Origin of the sequence: Antrihabitans stalagmiti (genome assembly GCF_016482825.1) — a bacterium.
Classification (GTDB): domain Bacteria; phylum Actinomycetota; class Actinomycetes; order Mycobacteriales; family Mycobacteriaceae; genus Antrihabitans; species Antrihabitans stalagmiti.
This window is the reverse complement of sequence record NZ_JAEMNV010000010.1, coordinates 100,526-119,653: the sequence shown is the minus strand read 5'-3', so window position 1 is coordinate 119,653 and position 19,128 is coordinate 100,526. Positions and strand designations below refer to the sequence as shown.

The following is a 19,128-nucleotide window of genomic DNA, read 5'->3' as shown; positions in this document are numbered from 1 at the left end:
TCGGACCGGCGTACTGTCGATTTACGTGAGCATCCGCCTCGGCTATCAGATGCCGAACTTCAGCTATTCGAAATCAGTCGCCGACCTGTTCCCGACTGTCATTGCCCAAGCGCGCGAAGCCGAGTCCGCCGGATTCGACACCGCGTTCGTCATGGACCACTTCTATCAACTCCCCGGGATCGGCGAGGCCGACGAGCCGATGCTAGAGGCATACACGGCGCTCGGGGCGCTTGCCACGGCGACAGAGTCGATCCAGCTGTCGACACTCGTCACCGGCAATACCTATCGAAATCCGCCGATGCTGGCCAAGACGGTATCGACACTCGACGTCGTCAGCGGTGGTCGCGCCGTGCTCGGTATCGGCGCAGGGTGGTTCGAGCTCGAGCACCGCCAATTCGGTTACGAATTCGGCACTTTCACCGAGCGCTTCGAGAAACTCGACGAAGCGCTGCAGATCATCGTTCCGATGCTGCACGGCGAGAGGCCGACGTTCGACGGCAAGTGGTACCACGTCGAATCGGCGATCAACGAGCCCCGCATCCGCAACGACATCCCGGTGCTGCTCGGCGGCGGCGGTGAGAAGAAGACGTTCGGACTCGCCGCCCGGTTCGCCGATCATCTCAACATCATCTGCAACGCCTCCGAGTTGCCACGGAAGATGGATGCGTTGAAGCAGCGGTGCGACGAAGCGGGGCGGGAGCGGTCGACGCTGGAGACGAGCTTCCTTGCGTTTGTCATGATCGACGAAAGTGGCGATCGCGCGCGGGAACTGCAGCGCGAATTCCTTCGTGCGCGCGGTGTCGACATCGACACGCTGTCCGCGGAGAAGCGAGCGGAACTGACCGATCGTCAGTTCGTCGGCGATCCGGACGACGTCGCCGAACAACTGCAGGACCGAGTGTTGCGCCAGGGGATCGACGGACTTGTCATCAATCTCGTCACCAACGGTCACGAGCCGGGGATCGTCGAACTAGCGGGCAAGACGTTGGCGCCGCTCGTGGCATAGGCGGCGTGCTGCCTAACGGAATTCGAGCTCGGATTCGAGGCCGCGGCGTCCGGCCATCCAGAGGGCGAGCGCTTCGGTGGTGCCGCGGACCTCGGGTCCGCGGCCCCACGGCTCGCCGCCCGGCGTCGTCGGAATCACCCTGTTACGCATCGGCTTCGCGTTGAGATATCGCCACGCCTTGCCTTCGCGGAAGATGGCTGCGGCCGACTCGGCGGGCACGTCGTGTGGCTTGCCGAGGCCACGGAGCACGTCCTGGTGATGCATCGCGCAGTCGCCCGCATACAGCCATGCCATCATCCGGCCGTCGATACTCGGCTTCTCGGCCGCCGCCCAACCCTGGGCGGTCAGTTCGGCACGGCTCAGTTCGTGGCTGCCGCGAACCATCGCCGCGTTGCCACGACTGATGGTCATGCCGCTCGGCTTGAGGTAGTTCGAAAGCTTGTCGGTTCCGACGATGTGCGCCAACACATCTCGTGGCGTCCACCCGTCGCAGAGGGTCGTGCCGTTCTCGAACTCGTCGTCGGTCAGCGACTCGATCATCGTCATGAAGCGTGTGCGTTCGCGACGCAGATCGTCCTCGTTGGGGAACTTCATCGTTCCGGCTCCTCGCTCTCGAGACTGCGCTCGTTCTACTCGGCGGTGATCTTCGGCAACCGCAGGACGTGACCCGCGTAGGCGAGGCCGGCACCGAACGCCATCACGAGCGCAACATCGCCGGGCTTGGCCTGACCGGATCGCAGTACTTCCTCGATCGCGAGGGGAATCGACGCCGCAGACGTGTTTCCGGTTTCGACGATGTCCTTGGCGACGACGCAGTCTTCGCGCAACTTCAGCACGCGGGTCAACGCCTGGGTGATGCGCAGGTTCGCCTGGTGCGGGATGAAGACGTCGATGTCGTCCATGGTCAGTCCGGCGCGGTCGACGGCCGAGCGGCAGGCCTGCTCGAGGAACGTCGCGGCCCAGCGGAACACCTTCGTGCCCTGCATCCGGATGTACGGACGAACCGACGTCGTTCCTGCAGCTTCCGCAGCTGCAACCTCGTCGAAGTACGTGCCGAAATCCTTGTCCTGCCAGATGGCTTCCCACTGGCTGCCGTCCGAGCCCCACGACACCGGGCCGATGCCCTCGACGTCGGACGGCCCGACGACCGCAGCGCCCGCACCGTCGGCGAAGATGAACGCCGTGGTCCGGTCGGCCCGATCGAGCAGGTCGGACAGTCGTTCCACGCCGACAACGAGTACGTATTTCGCGGTGCCGCCACGGATCAGACCGTTGGCGATGGTCAGGCCGTAGCAGAAGCCCGAGCATCCGGCGCCGACGTCGAAACCGGCCGTGTCGGCCATTCCGAGCAGCGTGGCAACCTGCGGACCTGCCGCGGGACCGAGGACGAGGCGCGACGACGTCGAGACGATGACCGCACCGATCTGATCGGCGGTGATACCGCTTGCGGCGAGCGCGTCCTTGCTGGCCGCGACACTCATGCCGATGATGGACTCGTCTTCGCCTGCGAAACGGCGTGCCTTGATGCCGGAGCGCGTCTGAATCCACTCGTCACTCGAGTCGATCGCGTCGACGATCTCGGAGTTCGGAACCAGGCGCTCAGGGCGGTACACACCGAGTCCGAGGATCGCGGTGTGTTCGACGCTTTGCAGCGTTGCGATTGGCGCGGTCATGTCTGTTTCTCCTCGCGTGCTTCGATGCAGCCCGGTTGCAACCGGCACCCGCACACTACCCGGCCGGGGCAGGGCGCTTTGCGCCTCGTGCGTCTTTTCTGAGGTCCGGACCACCGAAAAGACGCGCGAGCGGCGTCGTCGCATCAGGCCGCGTCAGTTCCTCGGGACGCGATAGCGGCGTTCGGGTCGGCCGGCGCGGCCGTACTGCAGTCGAATTTCGACGGCGCCGGTCGTGAGGTAATACTCCAGATAACGTCGCGCACTCACCCTGGACAGACCGACGAGGTCGGCACACTCGGTCGACGACAGTTCGCCACCGGTTCGCAGGGTTTCGAGCACGAGCTTGCCCGTTTCCGCGCTGAGTCCTTTGGGGAGTTGCGATTTCGAATGGTCGACCGACGACGCGACGGTGGTGCCTGCCGGTGTGCCCGTGTTGCCGAACAGCGAGTCGATCAGCGATTGGTCTGCACCCGAGTCGGAGCCGAGTGCGCGAGCTCTTGCTGCGAAGGCACGCAGCTTGTCCTGCAACTGCACGAATTCGAACGGTTTGATCAGATAGTCGGCCGCCCCGCCGTGCAATGCCCCGCGAACGGTGTCGATCTCGCGTGCCGCGGTGATCATGATGACGCCGACAGGGTTGCCGTCGGCACGCAGGCGACGGAGGACGTCGAGGCCTGACATGTCCGGCAGATAGACGTCGAGCAGGACGAGATCGGGCTGTTCCGACGCGATGGCCGCGAGTGCCTCGGCACCGTTGCGGGCGACGGCGACGACAGCGAAACCATCGACCTTGGCGACGAAGCGTCGGTGGATCTCCGCGACCATGAAGTCGTCGTCGACGACGAGCACGTCGAACGTCTCGCGTGCCGTCATAGTTGCGCAGTGTAGGTAGGCACCGGTGCCGGTGGGGGCGAGTCGGGCAGCGTGACCGCGGCGCGGGGCAGGCGGACCGTGAACATCGCTCCGCCACCCGGCCCGTCCGAGATGGTCACCGTTCCGCCGTACTGCGCGCTCACCAACCGCACCAAGGCAAGTCCGATACCTCTTCCACCCGGCACGTCGGGCTTCGACGTCACACCGCGCGCAAAGACGGCAGCGCGGAGGTTCTCTGGAATGCCTGGTCCGGTATCGGCGACGGTCAGTTCCAGACCGTCGGTGTCGTCGATTCCGATCGTGACCCGAGCGTCCGCACTGTTCTCGGACACGTCGACAGCGTTGTCGATCAGGTTGCCGAGCAGCGTGATCACGTCGGTCGACAACGCAGGGTCGAGTGCTCGCAGGTGTGCGGTCGGGTCGAGTCGAAGGGCGACACCGGTTTCGGCGGCAAGCGAGGTCTTGGCGATCAACAGTGCCGCGACCGCCGGATCGGAGATGCGTTGGGTGACTGCGTCGCTGATCGCCGCACGGCGTCTGGTCAAGGTCCCGACGAATTCGGTCACCGAGTCGAACTCGCCGAGTTGAGCAAGCCCGGAGATCGTGTGCAGCTGATTGGCGAACTCGTGGGTCTGCGCGCGCAGCGTGTCGGTCACACTCTTGTGCGAGGTCAATTGGCTTTGCATGGAGGCGAGTTCGGTACTGTCGCGCATCGTCGTCACCATGCCGATCTGCTTGCCCTGACTCGTCGCTGCCCGGCGGTTCAGGGCCAGAACCTTTGTCGGCGTTGCGATCACAACATCGCGTTCGTTGTCGTCCGACAGCAGGAAGGCGCGGACCGTCGGGTCGAGTTCGGCTGCGGCCAAAGGCTTCCCGACGTCGTCGGGAGTCAATCCGAGCAGGTCCTGCGCACTGTCGTTGAGCACAGTGACGACGCCGTCGTTGTTGACCGCGACGACGCCCTCACGAATGCTGTGCAACAACGCTTCTCGATGTTCGGCGAGGCTCGCGATCTCGGCAATCTCGAGCCCGCGTGTGCTCTTCTTTATCCGCCGCGCCAGCAACCACGAGCCGATGGAGCCGAGTGCGGCACCGAGACCGAGGTAGAGGACGAGCCGTTCGCCTGCTCCGCTGAACAGCGTCCACAGCGACGGATACTTCTCGCTCACGGCAACCACTGCGATCACATCGCCGTCCGAGGTCAGGATCGGAACGTGCGCGGCCAACGAATGACGTGCGTCGATGTCGGCGTCCCCGAACCACGCTCGACCGAGCAGCACGTCGCTCCCACCGAGTCCGACTGTCTTTCCGACTCGCAAAGGGTCCGAAGACACGTCGACCCGACCGTCGGCGCCGATGATCTCGGCGAGACTCGCACCCGACAACCCGACCGCCCGATCGACTTCCGGCGCGAGAGTGCTTGCGACGAACGGGTCACGCGCAGCTCCGGGCTCCGCCGGATATCGGTCCCGCACGATGGGCGTCGACGCGACGTTCTCGGCGACGGCGATCATGCGCTGGCCTCTGACGTCGCGAAACTCCTTCGTGGACTGGGTAACCGAGATCGCTGCGACGGCTACGAGCACGACGGCAACCACGACCAGCTGAAACAGCAGGAACTGGCCGGCGAGACTGCGTCCGCTACGAGAAACCGATGACCACAATGTCCAATACTTCCGTTGCGTTCGTAAGCGTGACGTAGGTCACGTATCGGCCCAGTATTGCTGAGGATCTCCACCCGAGCGAAATCGGATCAGCGAAATGGAACCTCCGAAATGAGAGACGACGATGTCGAAACGTAAAGCCCTCTCCGGGCTGATAGCGGCGCTGGTAGCGCTACTCGTAGTTGGTTGCGGGGTGACCCGCGGCGATGACGACCAAGGTTTGCATCGGCTCCGGATGATGGTGCCGAACAGTCCTGGCGGTGGTTACGACCTCACCGCCCGTACGGGCGTCAAGATCATGGAAGACCAGGACATCACCGGCCGCGTCGAGGTATTCAACGTGCTCGGCGCCGGTGGCACCGTCGCGATGGCCAGGTTGATGAACGAAGAAGGCAACGACGACCTCATGATGATGATGGGGCTCGGCGTCGTCGGCGCGGTCTACACGAACGGTTCGTCCGCGCGGGTCTCCGATGCGACCGCGCTCGCCAAGGTCGTCGAGGAGCAGGAAGGCATTCTCGTACCGGCAGATTCGCCGTTCGAGACGATCGACGACTTCATCGCTGCGTGGCGGGCGAACCCGGCTGACATCACGATCGGCGGCGGATCCTCCCCAGGTGGACCCGATCATCTCTTCCCGATGGAGACCGCACGCGCCGCCGGAGTCGATCCGAAGGCCGTCAACTACATCTCCTACGACGGCGGCGGCGACCTGCTGACCGCATTGCTCGGTAAGAAGATCGCCGCGGGCACATCGGGCCTCGGTGAATACGTCGACCAGATCGAGGCGGGAACCGTTCGCGTGCTCGCGGTGTCCGGTGACAAGCGTGTCGACGGGATCGACGCGCCGACGCTCACCGAGTCCGGTATCGACCTCGTCTTCACCAACTGGCGTGGAGTGCTCGCACCGCCGGGAATTTCCGACGACGCGCGCGACGCCATGGTCGAGGCGCTGCAGCAATTGCACGACACCCAGGAATGGCGGGACGCGCTGGTGAAGAACGGATGGACGGACGCATTCATGACGGGAGCCGACTTCGAGCAGTTCCTGAAAGACCAGGACGAACGTGTGTCCTCGACACTGACCGAATTGGGGCTGGTATGACTGCCACGACAGATCGACCGGACGGCGGTGACCTCGGCCCGGAAGACGCGACGCCGAAACAGTCGCCGCAGGCGGAGAAGAACGACTGGGCGCAGTTCATCGTGTGTGCGGTACTCGTCGTTGTCGGAGCCTTGCTCATCTTCGACGCACTCACCCTCGCAGGCGGTTTCGCGAAAGTGGACCCCGTCGGTCCCAAGCTGTTTCCGCTCGTCGTCGGTAGCGGGCTTCTCGTCTGCGCGGTGATTCTCGCGATCGCCATCACCCGTGGTTCGAAAGGCGAGGCCGACGAAGGTGAGGACATCGATCCCGAATCGCCGGGGGACTGGAAGACCGTCGGGATGCTGGTCGGACTCTTCGTCGCCACCATCGCACTCGTCGATTTTCTCGGCTGGGCAATCACCGGCGGCATGCTGTTCGCCGGTGCGGCAACGGTGTTGGGAAGCCGACACTACGTCCGCAACATCGTGATCGGCGCCGTGCTGTCGGTCGCCAGTTTCTACGCGTTCTACTCTGGGCTCGGAATCCCGCTGCCCGCAGGCATTTTGGACGGGATCCTCTGACATGAACAACTTCGACTGGCTCCTGCAGGGCTTCGAACAGGCGGCAACGCCGATGAACCTGCTCTATGCGGTGATCGGCGTGCTCCTCGGCACAGCGGTCGGCGTGCTGCCGGGCATCGGTCCGGCAATGACGGTGGCACTCCTGCTGCCGATCACCTACAACGTAAGTCCGAGTGCAGCTTTCATCATGTTCGCCGGCATCTACTACGGCGGCATGTACGGCGGCTCGACGACCTCGATATTGCTGAACACACCCGGCGAATCCTCCTCGGTGATCACGGCGATCGAGGGCAACAAGATGGCGAAAGCAGGGAGGGCCGCGCAAGCCCTTGCGACGGCGGCGATCGGGTCGTTCGTCGCGGGGACGATCGGTACCGTGCTGCTGGTTCTCTTCGCTCCGGTCGTTTCCAAGTTCGCGGTAACCCTCGGCGCACCTTCCTATCTCGCGATCATGCTGCTCGCCCTGGTTGCGGTCACCGCCGTCCTCGGTTCGTCGAAGCTGCGCGGTGCGATCTCGCTGTTCCTCGGTCTCGCGATCGGATTGGTCGGAATCGATTTCCTCACCGGTCAGCCTCGCGCGACGTTCGGCATCCCGCAGCTCTCCGACGGCATCGATATCGTCGTCGTCGCTGTGGCGGTCTTCGCGCTCGGTGAAGCACTGTGGGTCGCAGCGCATTTGCGTCGTCGTCCCGCGGATGTGATTCCGGTCGGTCGGCCGTGGATGGGCAAAGAGGACTGGAAGCGGTCGTGGAAGCCGTGGCTGCGGGGGACTGCGTACGGATTCCCGTTCGGCGCACTGCCTGCAGGCGGTGCCGAACTGCCGACCTTCCTGTCCTACATGACCGAGAAGAAGCTGTCCAAGCACAAGGACGAATTCGGAAAGGGCGCGATCGAAGGTGTCGCCGGTCCCGAAGCCGCGAACAACGCTTCGGCAGCAGGCACTCTGGTGCCGATGCTCTCGCTCGGTCTGCCGACCAACGCAACGGCGGCGGTCATGCTCACGGCGTTCGTCTCCTACGGCATCCAGCCCGGACCGACGCTGTTCGAAAAGGAGCCGCTGCTGATCTGGACGTTGATCGCGAGCTTGTTCATCGGCAACTTCCTGCTGCTCGTCCTCAACCTCCCGTTGGCGCCGCTGTGGGCGAAGTTGCTGCGCACGCCGCGGCCGTACCTCTACGCGGGCATTCTGTTCTTCGCGACGCTCGGTGCCTTCGCTGTGAACCTGCAGTGGCTCGACCTGGCGTTGCTGCTGCTCTTCGGACTGATGGGTCTGATGATGCGACGCTTCGGACTGCCCGTCCTGCCGCTGATCATCGGCGTCATTCTCGGACCGCGCATCGAACGTCAGCTACGCCAGAGTCTGCAGCTGGGCGGCGGCGAGTGGAGTGGCTTGTTCAACGAGCCGGTCGCGATCGGCGTCTACGTCCTCATCGCGATCATGTTGCTTGCACCGCTGATCATGCGTGCACTGCACAAGACCGAACCCGAGCTCGTCCATGTTCCCGACACCCGAAAGAAGGAAAACGCATGATCGTCATCGGATACTCGGCCGACGAATTCGGCGACGCAGCCCTCGAGCACGGAATAGCAGAGGCAAAGGTGCGCGGCGCGAACGTCCTCGTCATCAACTCGACGAAGGGTGACGCACTCGCCGACCCGGCGTTCGCGCCGACCGGGCAGGTGCGAGACCTCGAGGAATTGCTCGCATCGAGCGGCGTGCGCTACGAACTGACGCAGCTCGTCGGCGTCGATGTCGTAGATTCCCTGCTGGACGCTATGGAAAAGCCGGAGGCGGAGTTGCTGGTGATAGGGATCCGGCACCGTACCCCGGTCGGGAAACTGCTGCTGGGAAGCCATTCGCAGCAGCTGATTCTGCGGTGCCCGAAGCCGGTCCTGGCCGTCAAACCGTAGAGGCGGCTCCGCCGCTCGTGCGTCTTTTCGGAGGCCCCGCCCTCCGAAAAGACGCACGAGCAGCGTGCTGCCTTTGGTTCGTGCGGGGCCGTCTGGCACAATGGACAGCTGTTCGCCCGTCTCCGGTCACGTACCGCGCGGCGGTCACAACAAATCCCCAACGCAAGACCGGGCTCGCAAGCCGTGCGGGCCGCTGAATTGCGCCGTGACCACATCGAAAGGCTTTACCTATGGCTGTCAAAATCAAGCTCACGCGGCTCGGCAAGATCCGCAATCCCCAGTACCGCATCGTTGTCGCGGACTCTCGCACCCGTCGTGACGGGCGTTCGATCGAGACCATCGGCAAGTACCACCCGAAGGAAGAGCCTTCGCTCATCGAGATCGATTCCGAGCGCGCGCAGTACTGGCTCGGTGTCGGCGCACAGCCGACCGAGCCCGTCGCGGCCCTGCTCAAGATCACCGGTGACTGGCAGAAGTTCAAGGGCCTGCCGGGCACCGAAGGCACCCTGAGGGTCAAGGCGCCGAAGACGAGCAAGCTCGACCTGTTCAACGCGGCACTCGCCGCTGCCGACGGTGAGCCGTCCGCCGCTGCGACCACGCCGAAGAAGAAGGCTGCCAAGAAGGACGCAGCCGTCGACGCCACCCCTGAGGCCCCCGCCGCTGACGCTGCCGAGGCTGCTGACAAGTGAGTGCCGTTGTTGCCGATGCCGTCGAACACCTCGTTCGCGGCATCGTCTCCAATCCCGACGATGTGCGGGTCGAACTGATCACGGGTCGACGCGGTCGCACCGTCGAGGTGCACGTACATCCTGACGATCTCGGCAAGGTGATCGGTCGCGGCGGTCGTACCGCGACCGCGCTTCGCACACTGGTGTCGGGTATCGGCGGACGCGGTATCCGCGTCGACGTCGTCGACACCGATCAGTAGACGCGGCACAAGCTATGGAGCTTGTCGTCGGTCGAGTGGCGAAGTCCCACGGTGTCAAAGGTGAGGTCGTCGTCGACGTCCGCACCGACGACCCCGACCTCCGCTTTGCCGTAGGTGCCGTCCTGCACGGCCGCAAACCGCGCGACAAGCACCTGACGGACTACACGGTGGAAGCCGCCCGGGATCATTCCGGGCGGCTTCTGCTGCGTCTGGTCGGCGTCTCCGACCGCGAAGGTGCCGACGCTTTGCGTGGCACGTTGTTCCTCATCGACTCCGCCGATATCGAGCCGTCCGAGGACCCCGACGAGTTCTACGATCACGAACTCGAAGGCCTCGCTGTGCGGACTGTCGACGGAACCGCGGTCGGTACGGTTCGCGAGGTGTTGCATTCCGTTGGTGGCGAACTGCTTTCGGTCCGTGCGGCCGACGACCGCGAGATACTCGTGCCGTTCGTCGCGGCCATCGTGACGTCGGTGTCGATCGCCGACGGGGTGGTCGAGATCGACCCACCCGACGGCCTGCTCGACTTGGAATCGTTGTGACGGTCGCCGCGGAGCAGTTGCGCAGCCGATGAAACTCGACGTCGTCACCATCTTTCCCGAGTATCTGGAACCGCTGCGAACTGCGTTGCTCGGCAAGGCAATCGACAAGGGTCTGGTCGAGCTCGGCGTGCACGATCTGCGTGCGTGGACCAGCGACGTCCACAAATCGGTCGATGATTCGCCGTACGGCGGTGGTCCCGGGATGGTGATGAAGCCGAGCGTGTGGGGTGCCGCGCTCGACGACGTCTGTCCCGACGATGCTGTGCTCGTGGTGCCGACACCTGCGGGCGTTCCGTTCACCCAGGCGACAGCGCACCGCTGGGCTCGTGAGTCGCACCTCGTATTCGCTTGCGGCCGTTACGAAGGTATCGATCAGCGGGTGTTCGACGACGCAGCGAAACGCGTGCGGGTCGAGGAGGTCAGCATCGGTGACTACGTGCTGATCGGGGGCGAGGCCGCGGTCCTCGTCATGGCCGAAGCCGTCGTCCGGCTCCTGCCCGGTGTGCTCGGCAATCAGCAGTCGCATCAAGAGGATTCGTTCTCCGACGGCCTACTCGAAGGACCGTGTTACACACGACCGGTCAGCTGGCGTGGGCTCGATGTGCCGCAGGTGCTGCTGTCTGGCGATCATGCAAAGGTCGCGCAGTGGCGGCGCGAGGAATCGCTACGTCGCACTGCCGAACGCAGGCCCGACCTGCTCCCGCCGCCGGAGTGAACACGGGCGACGCGACAACGTCGCGCCGCCCGGTGGGGCCGGAAAGTTCGAGTCAGAACGCTTCTTCCGCAAGATCCATGATCTCGTTGTCGATGTTGGCGATGATTCCCCGTGTCGCCGTCAGCTCGGGCAGCATGTTGCGCGCGAAGAAGGCGGCCGCCGCAAGTTTGCCCTCGTAGAACGCCGTGTCCGCAGCCGATGTCTCGCCGTCGAGCGCATGCAGCGCAACCTCGGCTTGGCGCAGCAGCAGCCAGCCGATGATGAGGTCGCCGGTTGCCATCAGGAACCGGACGGAACCGAGGCCGACGTTGTACAGCTCCGTCGGACGCTGCTGGGCAGCCATGAGGTATCCGGTCAGCGATGCTGCCATTGCCTGCACGTCTTCGAGCGCCGTCTTCAGCAGTGCGCGTTCGGTTTTGAGGCGTCCGTTGCCCGCATCGCTCTCGATGAACGTGGCGATCTGTCCGGCGACATGCGCCAGAGCGACGCCACGATCGCGCGCGATCTTGCGGAAGAAGAAGTCCTGCGCCTGAATTGCGGTGGTGCCTTCGTAGAGGCTGTCGATCTTCGCGTCGCGGATGTACTGCTCGATCGGGTAGTCCTGCAGGAAGCCCGATCCGCCGAAGGTCTGCAGCGACTCGGTCAGCTTCTCGTAGGCGCGCTCGGAGCCGACACCCTTGACGATCGGGAGCAGCAGGTCGTTGACGCGGAACGCGACGTCGGCGTCGGCGCCCGAAACCGCCTTGGCGACAACCTCGTTCTGGTGGGCGGCCGTGTAGAGGTACAGCGCGCGTAGGCCTTCGGCGTAGGTCTTCTGAGTCATCAACGCGCGCCGCACATCCGGGTGATGCAGGATCGTCACGCGTGGCGCGTTCTTGTCCGTCATCTGCGTCAGGTCGGCGCCCTGGACTCGGGTTTTCGCGTATTCGAGTGCGTTGAGGTAGCCGGTCGACAGTGTTGCGATCGCCTTGGTGCCGACCATCATTCGGGCAAGCTCGATGACCTTGAACATCTGCGCGATGCCGTTGTGTACGTCGCCGACCAACCAGCCCTTGGCGGGAATGCCGTGGCCACCGAAGGTGAGCTCACATGTAGCGGAGGCCTTGAGGCCCATCTTGTGTTCGACGTTGGTGACGAAAGCGCCGTTGCGCTCGCCGGTTTCGCCGGTCTGGTGGTCGAACAGAAACTTGGGCACCAGGAACAGGCTGAGTCCCTTGGTGCCGGGGCCGGCACCTTCGGGGCGTGCGAGCACCTGGTGGAAAATGTTGGAGAAGAGGTCGTCGGAGTCGGCCGAGGTGATGAAGCGCTTGACGCCTTCGATGTGCCACGAGCCGTCGTCCTGCTTGATCGCCTTGGTGCGACCGGCGCCGACGTCGGAACCAGCGTCCGGTTCGGTGAGCACCATCGTTGCGCCCCAATTGCGTTCTATCGCAATCGAAGCCCAGTGCTTCTGCAGTTCGTTGCCGATGCCCCAGAGGATGTTGGCGAAGCCGGGACCGGTCAGGTACAGGTACGCGGCGGGCTGTGCGCCGAGGACGAATTCGTTGATAGCCCAGGTCACGACGGCGGGGGCGGGGACGCCGCCGACGTTCTCGTCCAGTCCGACGCGGAACCACTCGGCGTTCTGCCATGCGCGGAACGAATCCTTGAACGCCTTAGGGATTGCGACGCTGTGAGTCTCGGGGTCGAACGTCGGCGGGGTGCGGTCGGTCTCGGCGAACGATGCCGCTACGGGGCCTTCCGCAAGGCGGGCGGCCTCGCTGAGCATCGAGCGAACGGTGTCACCGTCGAGATCTCCGAATGCGCCGGACTCGAGAATTGCGTCGAGACCGAGAACCTCGAACAGGTTGAACTCGAGATCACGAACGTTGCTCTTGTAATGCCCCATATGTGCAACCCTCCACGTCGTTCTTCCAACTTCGGCGCGAGGCATGTCTGCTCGAACCCGCGGATCAGAATTGCCTATCGCGGGCTCGCTACGCAACCGTAAGTTAACGACGGCTAGGTTGCGGTGCTTGCCGCAACTCTGGCAACTACGGACTGAGAGCCGATTGGCCTGCGATGTTAGGCCCGGCTAGGTGCTCGGGGGCAGCGGTAGCAAACATGACGCGTTCGCCGATCGCGCCGATCGCATCGACGAGATCGGGCCTGGTGCGGATCCGATCGTTGCGGACAGCGTCGTTGACGATCGTCGTCATCGCTTGGATCTGCACGCGGGCAGCGTCGAGTTCGAGCTCGGGCCGAGCGACTTGAAGTAGGCGTGCCCAGCGGACGACGCCGTCGCGGTGGGCCTTGCGGAAGCGGGCGCCGTGGGTCTCGGGAAGGTGGATGACCTCGGTGACCGCGGTGCCGATCATGTCGGGCTGCTCGAGTGCAAATTGCGTGTAGGACTTCAGAATCAGGCTCAACGATTGCTCCGTCGTCGTGCCGACCATCAGCGCGCGCGAGGTGTAGAGCACGATCCACTGCTCGCTGCGTTCGACGATCTCGGTGAGCAGATCCGCCTTGCTTTCGAAGTGGTGGTAGATGCTCGGACCCGCGATGCCTGCCGCCGCGCCGATGTCCTCGATACCGACCGCTGCATAACCCCTCGTGTTGAAAAGCCGCGCCGCGGCCACGAGGAGACGCTCCGGCCTGATCGCACGTTCCAGCGCGTCGTCGGTGGTATCGGTGTTGTCGGTCAGCGCCGACGTCCGTGGATACGGTCGACGCGCATCGCCGCCGAACACGGCGTCGGACTCGACCACGGCGTCGATCATCGCGCCGAGTTGGGTGGCGAACTGCTCGGTCGGCAGCTGGACGTTGTGGTGTGACGGACTCACCGCGATCGACAGCACACACCACGCGAGCAGTTCGACGTCCTCTGCGGCCAGGTCGGGTCGGCGCATCGCAACCGCATGGCGCAGTTGCACATTCAGGCGCAGCACCCGCATCAGGACCCCGCGTCGCACATCCGGCGACAGGTTCCGAACCTCCCGCTGCCACAGCCGCGGAAGGCCACGGAATTCGAGCGACATGGCAACCAGTTCGTCCAGGATCGCGACGCCGTTCTCGTCGGTCCGCCGAGCCCGCTGCAGGCGCTCGAGCGTTGTGTCGAGGCCACCGATCAACGTCTGTGCGAGCAGGTCTTCCTTGTTCTTGAAATGCCGGTACAGCGCTGTAGAGGTGATGTCGAGCGAGCGGGCGATATCGGCCATCGACGTGCGGTGGTAGCCGTTCTTCGCGAACGCGGTTTCGGCGGCACGCAGAATCGACAGCTTGCGATCTCGCGGGCGGGTGCGCCGCGTCGCTGCCGTCGAGGGTTGCGGACCTGTGCTCATCGCGACCAGTGTGGCGCATCGCGGTACCACTTGGCGCCCCCGGTCACTGGAAATGTGGTCGTGATCTCGCGGACGGGGTGTCGAGGCGGAAGGGTTGCGGTCGGTGTCGGATCGCGCCGGTAGTGTCGGGCGCCGTGACGATATTGCTGACTGTGAACCAACGCATCGCCGACGAACTGGGTGTGCGCGTAGAGCAAGTGCAGGCGGCGGTCGACCTGTTGGACGCCGGATCGACGGTGCCCTTCATCGCTCGCTACCGCAAAGAGGTCACCGGCGGCCTGGACGACGCGCAGTTGCGGTTGCTGGAGGAGCGGCTCAACTACCTGCGCGAACTGGACGAACGCAGGACCGCGATTCTCGAGTCGATCCGTGCTCAGGACAAGCTCGACGCGGCGCTCGAACAACGGATCATGGCTGCCGAAACCAAGGCGCGCCTCGAGGACATCTACCTGCCCTTCAAGCCGAAGCGCCGCACGAAGGCGCAGATCGCCCGCGAAGCCGGCCACGAACCTGTCGCCGACGCGTTGATCAACGACCCGACCAACGATCCGGCGGACTACACCGCCGAGCAACTCGACGGCGCCCGGTCCATCCTGGTCGAGCGTTTCGGCGAGGACGCCGATCTGGTCGGCGACCTGCGCGAGCTGATGTGGAAGCGCGGCCAGGTGAAGTCGTCGGTGCGCAAAGGCAAGGAAGAAGAGGGCGCGAAATTCAAGGACTACTTCGAGTTCTCCGAGCCTTTCGAGAAGCTGCCGTCCCATCGCATTCTGGCTTTGCTGCGTGGTGAGAAGGAAGACATTCTCTCGCTCGGGCTCGAGCCCGAAACCGAGGAGATCGCGCCGGGGGAGCGCACGGTCTACGAAGGCCGCATCGCGACCAAGTTCGGGATCGCGGATCGAGGTCGTCCTGCCGACCCCTGGTTGCTCGACACGGTTCGGTGGGCCTGGCGCACCAAGCTGCTCGTCACCCTCGGCATCGACACGCGGATGCGGCTTCGCCAGTCCGCAGAGCGTGATGCCGCTGACGTGTTCGCCGCCAACCTGCGTGATCTGCTCCTCGCCGCACCCGCAGGCACCCGCGCGACGATGGGTCTCGATCCCGGTTTCCGCACGGGCGTCAAGGTCGCCGTCGTCGACGGAACCGGCAAGGTCGTTGCCACCGAAGTGATCTATCCGCACAAGCCGCAGGGCAAATCGGAAGCGGCTATCGCTGTACTGGGCGCCCTGGTCGCTCGGTTCGGCGTCGAACTCATCGCCATCGGCAACGGAACTGCGTCGCGGGAGACGGACGCATTGGCGGCCGAGCTCATCTCGCGCATTCCCGACCGCAAGCCGACCAAGGTCGTCGTGTCCGAAGCGGGCGCATCGGTCTACTCCGCGTCGGCGTACGCATCCGCGGAACTGCCCGACATGGACGTCTCGCTTCGCGGCGCTGTGTCCATCGCGCGCCGCCTGCAGGATCCACTCGCCGAGCTTGTGAAGATCGACCCCAAGTCGATCGGCGTCGGGCAGTACCAACACGACATCTCGGAAGCGATACTCGCCCGCTCCCTCGGCGCAGTCGTCGAAGACGCCGTGAACGCGGTCGGTGTCGACGTCAACACCGCTTCGGTTCCGTTGCTGTCCCGGGTATCGGGAATCACCGGGACTCTCGCGGAAAGCATTGTCGCCCATCGTGACAAGACCGGCCGCTTCAAGACTCGGGCCGGCCTCAAGGAGGTCCCACGGCTCGGGCCCAAGGCGTTCGAACAATGCGCGGGGTTCCTGCGTATCGGTGGTGGCGACGACCCGCTCGATGCGTCGGCCGTGCACCCGGAGGCATACCCGATCGTGCGCCGCATCATCGACCGGACCGGCCAGGGTGTGCACGAGTTGATCGGCAATACGACGGTGTTGCGTTCGCTGCGTCCGGCCGAGTTCGTCGACGACCGCTTCGGTCTGCCGACGGTCACCGACATCATCGGCGAGTTGGAGAAGCCGGGTCGCGACCCGCGCCCGGAATTCAAGACCGCGACGTTCGCCGCAGGCATCGAGAAGGTCGGTGACCTGAACCCGGGGATGACGCTGGAAGGCGTCGTCACCAATGTCGCTGCGTTCGGAGCGTTCGTCGACGTCGGCGTGCACCAGGACGGACTCGTTCACGTATCGGCCATGTCGCACAACTTCGTCAAAGACCCGCACGACGTCGTGAAATCCGGAGATGTCGTTCGGGTGAAGGTGCTCGAGGTCGACGTCGCGCGGCAGCGCATCGCGTTGACCCTGCGCCTCGACGACGAGATCGGTGCCGCAGGTGCTCAGGTCGCCACGCCGGACCGTGGTCGTCCCGCTCGCTCCGGCGCGCAGCAGAAACGGCCTTCGCAACCCCAGCGCGGTGGCGGGGCCCCGCGCGATCGCGACCGGAACGCGAAGTCGTCCCCGCCTGCAAGCGGTTCCATGGCGGACGCACTGCGAAAAGCTGGATTCGGTCAGTAGTCGCGCGACGATTCAGGACACAATGGGCACATGCGTAGATGGCTGGACGAGGAGATCGTCGCTCACGGTCGGCTGCCGCTGCTCGCGTTTCTGATCGGATTCATCGTGGGGTTCCTGCTCATCCGCCTGAGCGTGCGGATGATCAGGGCGAACGTGAAGTGGTGGCCGGGCAATGTGACGCCGAACGGCCACCACGTCCATCACGTCGTGTTCGGCGTCGTGACCATGATCGTGTCGGGCATCGCGATCATCACGATCTACGACGACGGCACCCAGACCAGCGGCGCCTGGCTTGCTGCGCTGTTCGGTGCGGGTGCCGCGTTGGTGCTCGACGAGTTCGCCCTGATCTTCTACCTGAAAGACGTGTATTGGGAGGAAGAAGGGCGAAGTTCGGTCGATGCTGTCTTCGTCGCGATCGCCGTGACGGGACTGCTCCTGCTCGGCCTGCGTCCGCTCGAACTGATCAACGTCACAAGCTTCCGACACGATCCGAACACGTGGGTGCGAGTCGGCATCGTGGTTTCGTCGGTCGCGAACCTGGCGCTTGCGGCGATCGTGCTGCTCAAAGGCAAGATCTGGACGGGGCTGGTCGGGCTGTTCGTCGTTCCGCTGCTGGTGATCGGCGCGATTCGATTGAGCAGGCCGGGAGCCCCGTGGGCACGGTGGCGCTACACCTCTCGGCCGAAGCGGATGGAACGCGCGGTCAATCGTGAGCGGAAGTTACGCCGACCTGCGATCAGGGCCAAGATCTACATCCAGGACTTGATCGCAGGTAAACCGAGCATCGAGCACGCCCTGTCAGGTGCGGAGGAAGAACTGGCTCGGACGGTGCACGCGGCGCCGCCACCGCCTACGGCGACCGACGGGAAGGTTCACCAACCTGTCGCCTCGTAGCGGACCGAAGCGGCCGATTTCACTGGTCGGGGGCCTATCTGGCACAATCGAACGGTTGCCTGTGCCAGTGCACCCATGGTGTACCGACTTACAGCGCAGGACAACTCTGACCTGACCTGGGTACGAACCAGTCGAGCACATGCCGCTCGGTTCCTCTGCTCTCGCAACCGCAAGGATGAAACAAACATGAATACCCTGGATTTCCTGGACAAGAAGTCACTCCGTGACGACGTTCCCGAGTTCCGCCCCGGCGACACGCTCAATGTCCACGTGAAGGTTATCGAAGGCTCGAAGGAGCGCATCCAGATTTTCAAGGGTGTCGTCATCCGTCGTCAGGGCGGTGGCGTCCGCGAGACTTTCACCGTTCGTAAGGTCTCCTTCGGTGTCGGTGTCGAGCGCACGTTCCCCGTGCACAGCCCGACCATCGACCACATCGAGGTCGTGACCCGTGGCGACGTCCGCCGCGCGAAGCTGTACTACCTCCGCGATCTGCGTGGCAAGGCCGCGAAGATCAAGGAAAAGCGCTGAGCGACAACGACGCTCTAGCTCCTGCACTTCGGCGCAGCCGCCTTCGGTAGCTGCTCCCAGACGGCCCGGCTCGCAAGAGCCGGGCTAACCTGTCTCCGTGGCAGATGACGAGGCGCGCGTGACCGACCCGAACGCAGCCGACAGCACCAATGTGAACCCCTCCGAATCCGGCAAGCGGAGGTTCGGACGGCGCGATCGGTCCGAACGCAACGAGCCTGCGGGCAAGCCGCGCTCGTTCTGGCGTGAACTACCTGTCCTGCTGCTTGTGGCATTGCTGCTGAGCTTCCTGCTGCAGACCTTCATCGCGCGGGTGTACCTGATTCCGTCGGAATCGATGGAACCGACGTTGCACGGCTGCGCAGGGTGCACCGGCGATCGAATCGTCGTCGAGAAGATCGGCTACCGCTTCGGCGATCCGTCCGCCGGCGATGTGATCGTTTTCCTCGGCCCGGATTCCTGGAGCGAGAACTACAAATCCATCAGATCCGACAACGCCGTTCTTCGGGGGCTCCAGAACATCGGGTCCGTCTTCGGAGTCGTCCCGCCCGACGAAAACGATCTCGTCAAACGTGTGATCGCCACCGGCGGCCAGACAGTCGAATGTTGTGACGATCAAGGCAGGATCCTCGTGGACGGTAAACCCCTGGACGAGCCGTACGTTGTCAACGACTTCCCGTTCGTTCCCGGTTCGCTCACCTGCCAGACCGACGTGAAGTCGGGCCGTTGTTTCCCTGCTGTGAAGGTGCCGGACGGCAACCTGTGGATGATGGGCGACAACCGCAACAACTCGGCGGACTCGCGATTCCACAGGGGTGACGAGTACCAGGGCACTGTGCCGGTCGAGAACGTACGTGGCAAGGCGGTCTTCATCGTGCTGCCACCGGGCCGGATGGGAAAGATCAGCTCACCGGACATTCAGAGCAACTGAGCACCTGCAC

At 64.4% G+C, this 19,128-nt stretch carries 19 protein-coding genes; 13 read left to right on the top strand and 6 right to left on the bottom strand.

The window, feature by feature from the left end; all coding sequences use genetic code 11:
* Positions 1–25 precede the first annotated feature (25 nt).
* Positions 26–1,006 (top strand): LLM class F420-dependent oxidoreductase, encoded by a 981-nt coding sequence (locus JGU71_RS25205; protein WP_199707552.1) that lies wholly within the window; start codon positions 26–28, stop codon positions 1,004–1,006.
* A 12-nt stretch (positions 1,007–1,018) separates the two neighbouring features.
* On the opposite strand, the gene JGU71_RS25200 is transcribed toward JGU71_RS25205, so the two are convergent.
* From JGU71_RS25200 to JGU71_RS25185, 4 genes are all read right to left on the bottom strand, one after another.
* A complete protein-coding gene (locus tag JGU71_RS25200) occupies positions 1,019–1,600 on the bottom strand; it encodes a maleylpyruvate isomerase family mycothiol-dependent enzyme (protein ID WP_199707551.1) in 582 nt (193 codons plus the stop codon).
* A 35-nt stretch (positions 1,601–1,635) separates the two neighbouring features.
* A complete protein-coding gene (locus JGU71_RS25195) occupies positions 1,636–2,679 on the bottom strand; it encodes a beta-ketoacyl-ACP synthase III (protein WP_199707550.1) in 1,044 nt (347 codons plus the stop codon).
* A gap of 153 nt (positions 2,680–2,832) precedes the next feature.
* Entirely contained in the window at positions 2,833–3,552 is a 720-nt protein-coding gene (locus JGU71_RS25190; protein WP_199707549.1) for a response regulator, read from the bottom strand.
* Positions 3,549–5,216, bottom strand: coding sequence for a sensor histidine kinase (locus JGU71_RS25185; protein ID WP_199707548.1), 1,668 nt, complete (start codon positions 5,214–5,216; stop codon positions 3,549–3,551). The genes JGU71_RS25190 and JGU71_RS25185 overlap by 4 nt, the downstream gene beginning before the upstream one ends.
* A 124-nt stretch (positions 5,217–5,340) precedes the next feature.
* Between JGU71_RS25185 and JGU71_RS25180 the strand changes: the two genes are divergently transcribed.
* The 8 genes from JGU71_RS25180 (at position 5,341) to trmD (ending at position 10,977) form a co-directional block, all read left to right on the top strand.
* Positions 5,341–6,321, top strand: a complete 981-nt coding sequence (locus JGU71_RS25180; protein WP_199707547.1) for a Bug family tripartite tricarboxylate transporter substrate binding protein — start codon at positions 5,341–5,343, stop codon at positions 6,319–6,321.
* Positions 6,318–6,881 (top strand): tripartite tricarboxylate transporter TctB family protein, encoded by a 564-nt coding sequence (locus JGU71_RS25175; RefSeq protein ID WP_199707546.1) that lies wholly within the window; start codon positions 6,318–6,320, stop codon positions 6,879–6,881. Before JGU71_RS25180 ends, JGU71_RS25175 begins: the two co-directional genes overlap by 4 nt.
* A 1-nt stretch (position 6,882) precedes the next feature.
* A complete protein-coding gene (locus tag JGU71_RS25170; RefSeq protein WP_199707544.1) occupies positions 6,883–8,412 on the top strand; it encodes a tripartite tricarboxylate transporter permease in 1,530 nt (509 codons plus the stop codon).
* Entirely contained in the window at positions 8,409–8,792 is a 384-nt protein-coding gene (locus JGU71_RS25165; RefSeq protein ID WP_199707542.1) for a universal stress protein, read from the top strand. Before JGU71_RS25170 ends, JGU71_RS25165 begins: the two co-directional genes overlap by 4 nt.
* 230 nt (positions 8,793–9,022) lie before the next feature.
* Complete coding sequence (gene rpsP, locus JGU71_RS25160) at positions 9,023–9,481, top strand: 30S ribosomal protein S16 (protein WP_199707541.1); 459 nt, start codon at positions 9,023–9,025, stop codon at positions 9,479–9,481.
* Complete coding sequence (locus JGU71_RS25155) at positions 9,478–9,720, top strand: RNA-binding protein (RefSeq protein WP_199707540.1); 243 nt, start codon at positions 9,478–9,480, stop codon at positions 9,718–9,720. The genes rpsP and JGU71_RS25155 overlap by 4 nt, the downstream gene beginning before the upstream one ends.
* Before the next feature lie 14 nt (positions 9,721–9,734).
* Complete coding sequence (gene rimM / locus JGU71_RS25150; protein WP_199707539.1) at positions 9,735–10,262, top strand: ribosome maturation factor RimM; 528 nt, start codon at positions 9,735–9,737, stop codon at positions 10,260–10,262.
* A 28-nt stretch (positions 10,263–10,290) separates the two neighbouring features.
* On the top strand, positions 10,291–10,977 hold the full coding sequence (gene trmD, locus JGU71_RS25145) for a tRNA (guanosine(37)-N1)-methyltransferase TrmD (RefSeq protein ID WP_199707538.1): 687 nt from the start codon (positions 10,291–10,293) through the stop codon (positions 10,975–10,977).
* 52 nt (positions 10,978–11,029) lie between these two features.
* Here trmD and JGU71_RS25140 read toward each other — a convergent pair whose 3' ends face one another.
* Together JGU71_RS25140 and JGU71_RS25135 are read right to left on the bottom strand one after the other, a co-directional pair.
* Entirely contained in the window at positions 11,030–12,865 is a 1,836-nt protein-coding gene (locus JGU71_RS25140; protein ID WP_199707537.1) for an acyl-CoA dehydrogenase, read from the bottom strand.
* 145 nt (positions 12,866–13,010) lie between these two features.
* Entirely contained in the window at positions 13,011–14,297 is a 1,287-nt protein-coding gene (locus JGU71_RS25135; RefSeq protein ID WP_199707536.1) for a TetR/AcrR family transcriptional regulator, read from the bottom strand.
* A gap of 134 nt (positions 14,298–14,431) precedes the next feature.
* Here JGU71_RS25135 and JGU71_RS25130 point away from each other — a divergent pair, with 134 nt between their 5' ends.
* The 4 genes from JGU71_RS25130 to lepB all read left to right on the top strand — a co-directional run bounded on the left by JGU71_RS25130 (position 14,432) and on the right by lepB (position 19,118).
* Positions 14,432–16,768 carry a Tex family protein gene (locus tag JGU71_RS25130; RefSeq protein ID WP_307829860.1) on the top strand — a complete coding sequence of 779 codons (2,337 nt, stop codon included), beginning with the start codon at positions 14,432–14,434 and terminating at the stop codon, positions 16,766–16,768.
* A 30-nt stretch (positions 16,769–16,798) separates the two neighbouring features.
* The gene (locus tag JGU71_RS25125) at positions 16,799–17,662 is read left to right on the top strand and encodes a hypothetical protein (RefSeq protein ID WP_199707535.1); all 864 of its coding nucleotides are present in this window, start codon (positions 16,799–16,801) and stop codon (positions 17,660–17,662) included.
* A 186-nt stretch (positions 17,663–17,848) separates the two neighbouring features.
* On the top strand, positions 17,849–18,190 hold the full coding sequence (gene rplS, locus JGU71_RS25120; RefSeq protein ID WP_199707534.1) for a 50S ribosomal protein L19: 342 nt from the start codon (positions 17,849–17,851) through the stop codon (positions 18,188–18,190).
* A 151-nt stretch (positions 18,191–18,341) separates the two neighbouring features.
* On the top strand, positions 18,342–19,118 hold the full coding sequence (lepB, locus tag JGU71_RS25115; protein ID WP_199707672.1) for a signal peptidase I: 777 nt from the start codon (positions 18,342–18,344) through the stop codon (positions 19,116–19,118).
* Positions 19,119–19,128 lie beyond the last annotated feature (10 nt).

Excerpts from the sequence above, each read along its gene's own strand:
- JGU71_RS25200 (WP_199707551.1), bottom strand. The coding sequence starts at position 1,600 with ATGAAGTTCCCCAACGAGGACGATCTGCGTCGCGAACGCACACGCTTC.
- JGU71_RS25195 (WP_199707550.1), bottom strand. The coding sequence starts at position 2,679 with ATGACCGCGCCAATCGCAACGCTGCAAAGCGTCGAACACACCGCGATC.
- JGU71_RS25190 (WP_199707549.1), bottom strand. The coding sequence starts at position 3,552 with ATGACGGCACGCGAGACGTTCGACGTGCTCGTCGTCGACGACGACTTC.
- JGU71_RS25180 (WP_199707547.1), top strand. The coding sequence starts at position 5,341 with ATGTCGAAACGTAAAGCCCTCTCCGGGCTGATAGCGGCGCTGGTAGCG.
- JGU71_RS25175 (WP_199707546.1), top strand. The coding sequence starts at position 6,318 with ATGACTGCCACGACAGATCGACCGGACGGCGGTGACCTCGGCCCGGAA.
- JGU71_RS25170 (WP_199707544.1), top strand. The coding sequence starts at position 6,883 with ATGAACAACTTCGACTGGCTCCTGCAGGGCTTCGAACAGGCGGCAACG.
- JGU71_RS25165 (WP_199707542.1), top strand. The coding sequence starts at position 8,409 with ATGATCGTCATCGGATACTCGGCCGACGAATTCGGCGACGCAGCCCTC.
- rpsP (WP_199707541.1), top strand. The coding sequence starts at position 9,023 with ATGGCTGTCAAAATCAAGCTCACGCGGCTCGGCAAGATCCGCAATCCC.
- rimM (WP_199707539.1), top strand. The coding sequence starts at position 9,735 with ATGGAGCTTGTCGTCGGTCGAGTGGCGAAGTCCCACGGTGTCAAAGGT.
- trmD (WP_199707538.1), top strand. The coding sequence starts at position 10,291 with ATGAAACTCGACGTCGTCACCATCTTTCCCGAGTATCTGGAACCGCTG.
- JGU71_RS25140 (WP_199707537.1), bottom strand. The coding sequence starts at position 12,865 with ATGGGGCATTACAAGAGCAACGTTCGTGATCTCGAGTTCAACCTGTTC.
- JGU71_RS25135 (WP_199707536.1), bottom strand. The coding sequence starts at position 14,297 with ATGAGCACAGGTCCGCAACCCTCGACGGCAGCGACGCGGCGCACCCGC.
- JGU71_RS25125 (WP_199707535.1), top strand. The coding sequence starts at position 16,799 with ATGCGTAGATGGCTGGACGAGGAGATCGTCGCTCACGGTCGGCTGCCG.
- rplS (WP_199707534.1), top strand. The coding sequence starts at position 17,849 with ATGAATACCCTGGATTTCCTGGACAAGAAGTCACTCCGTGACGACGTT.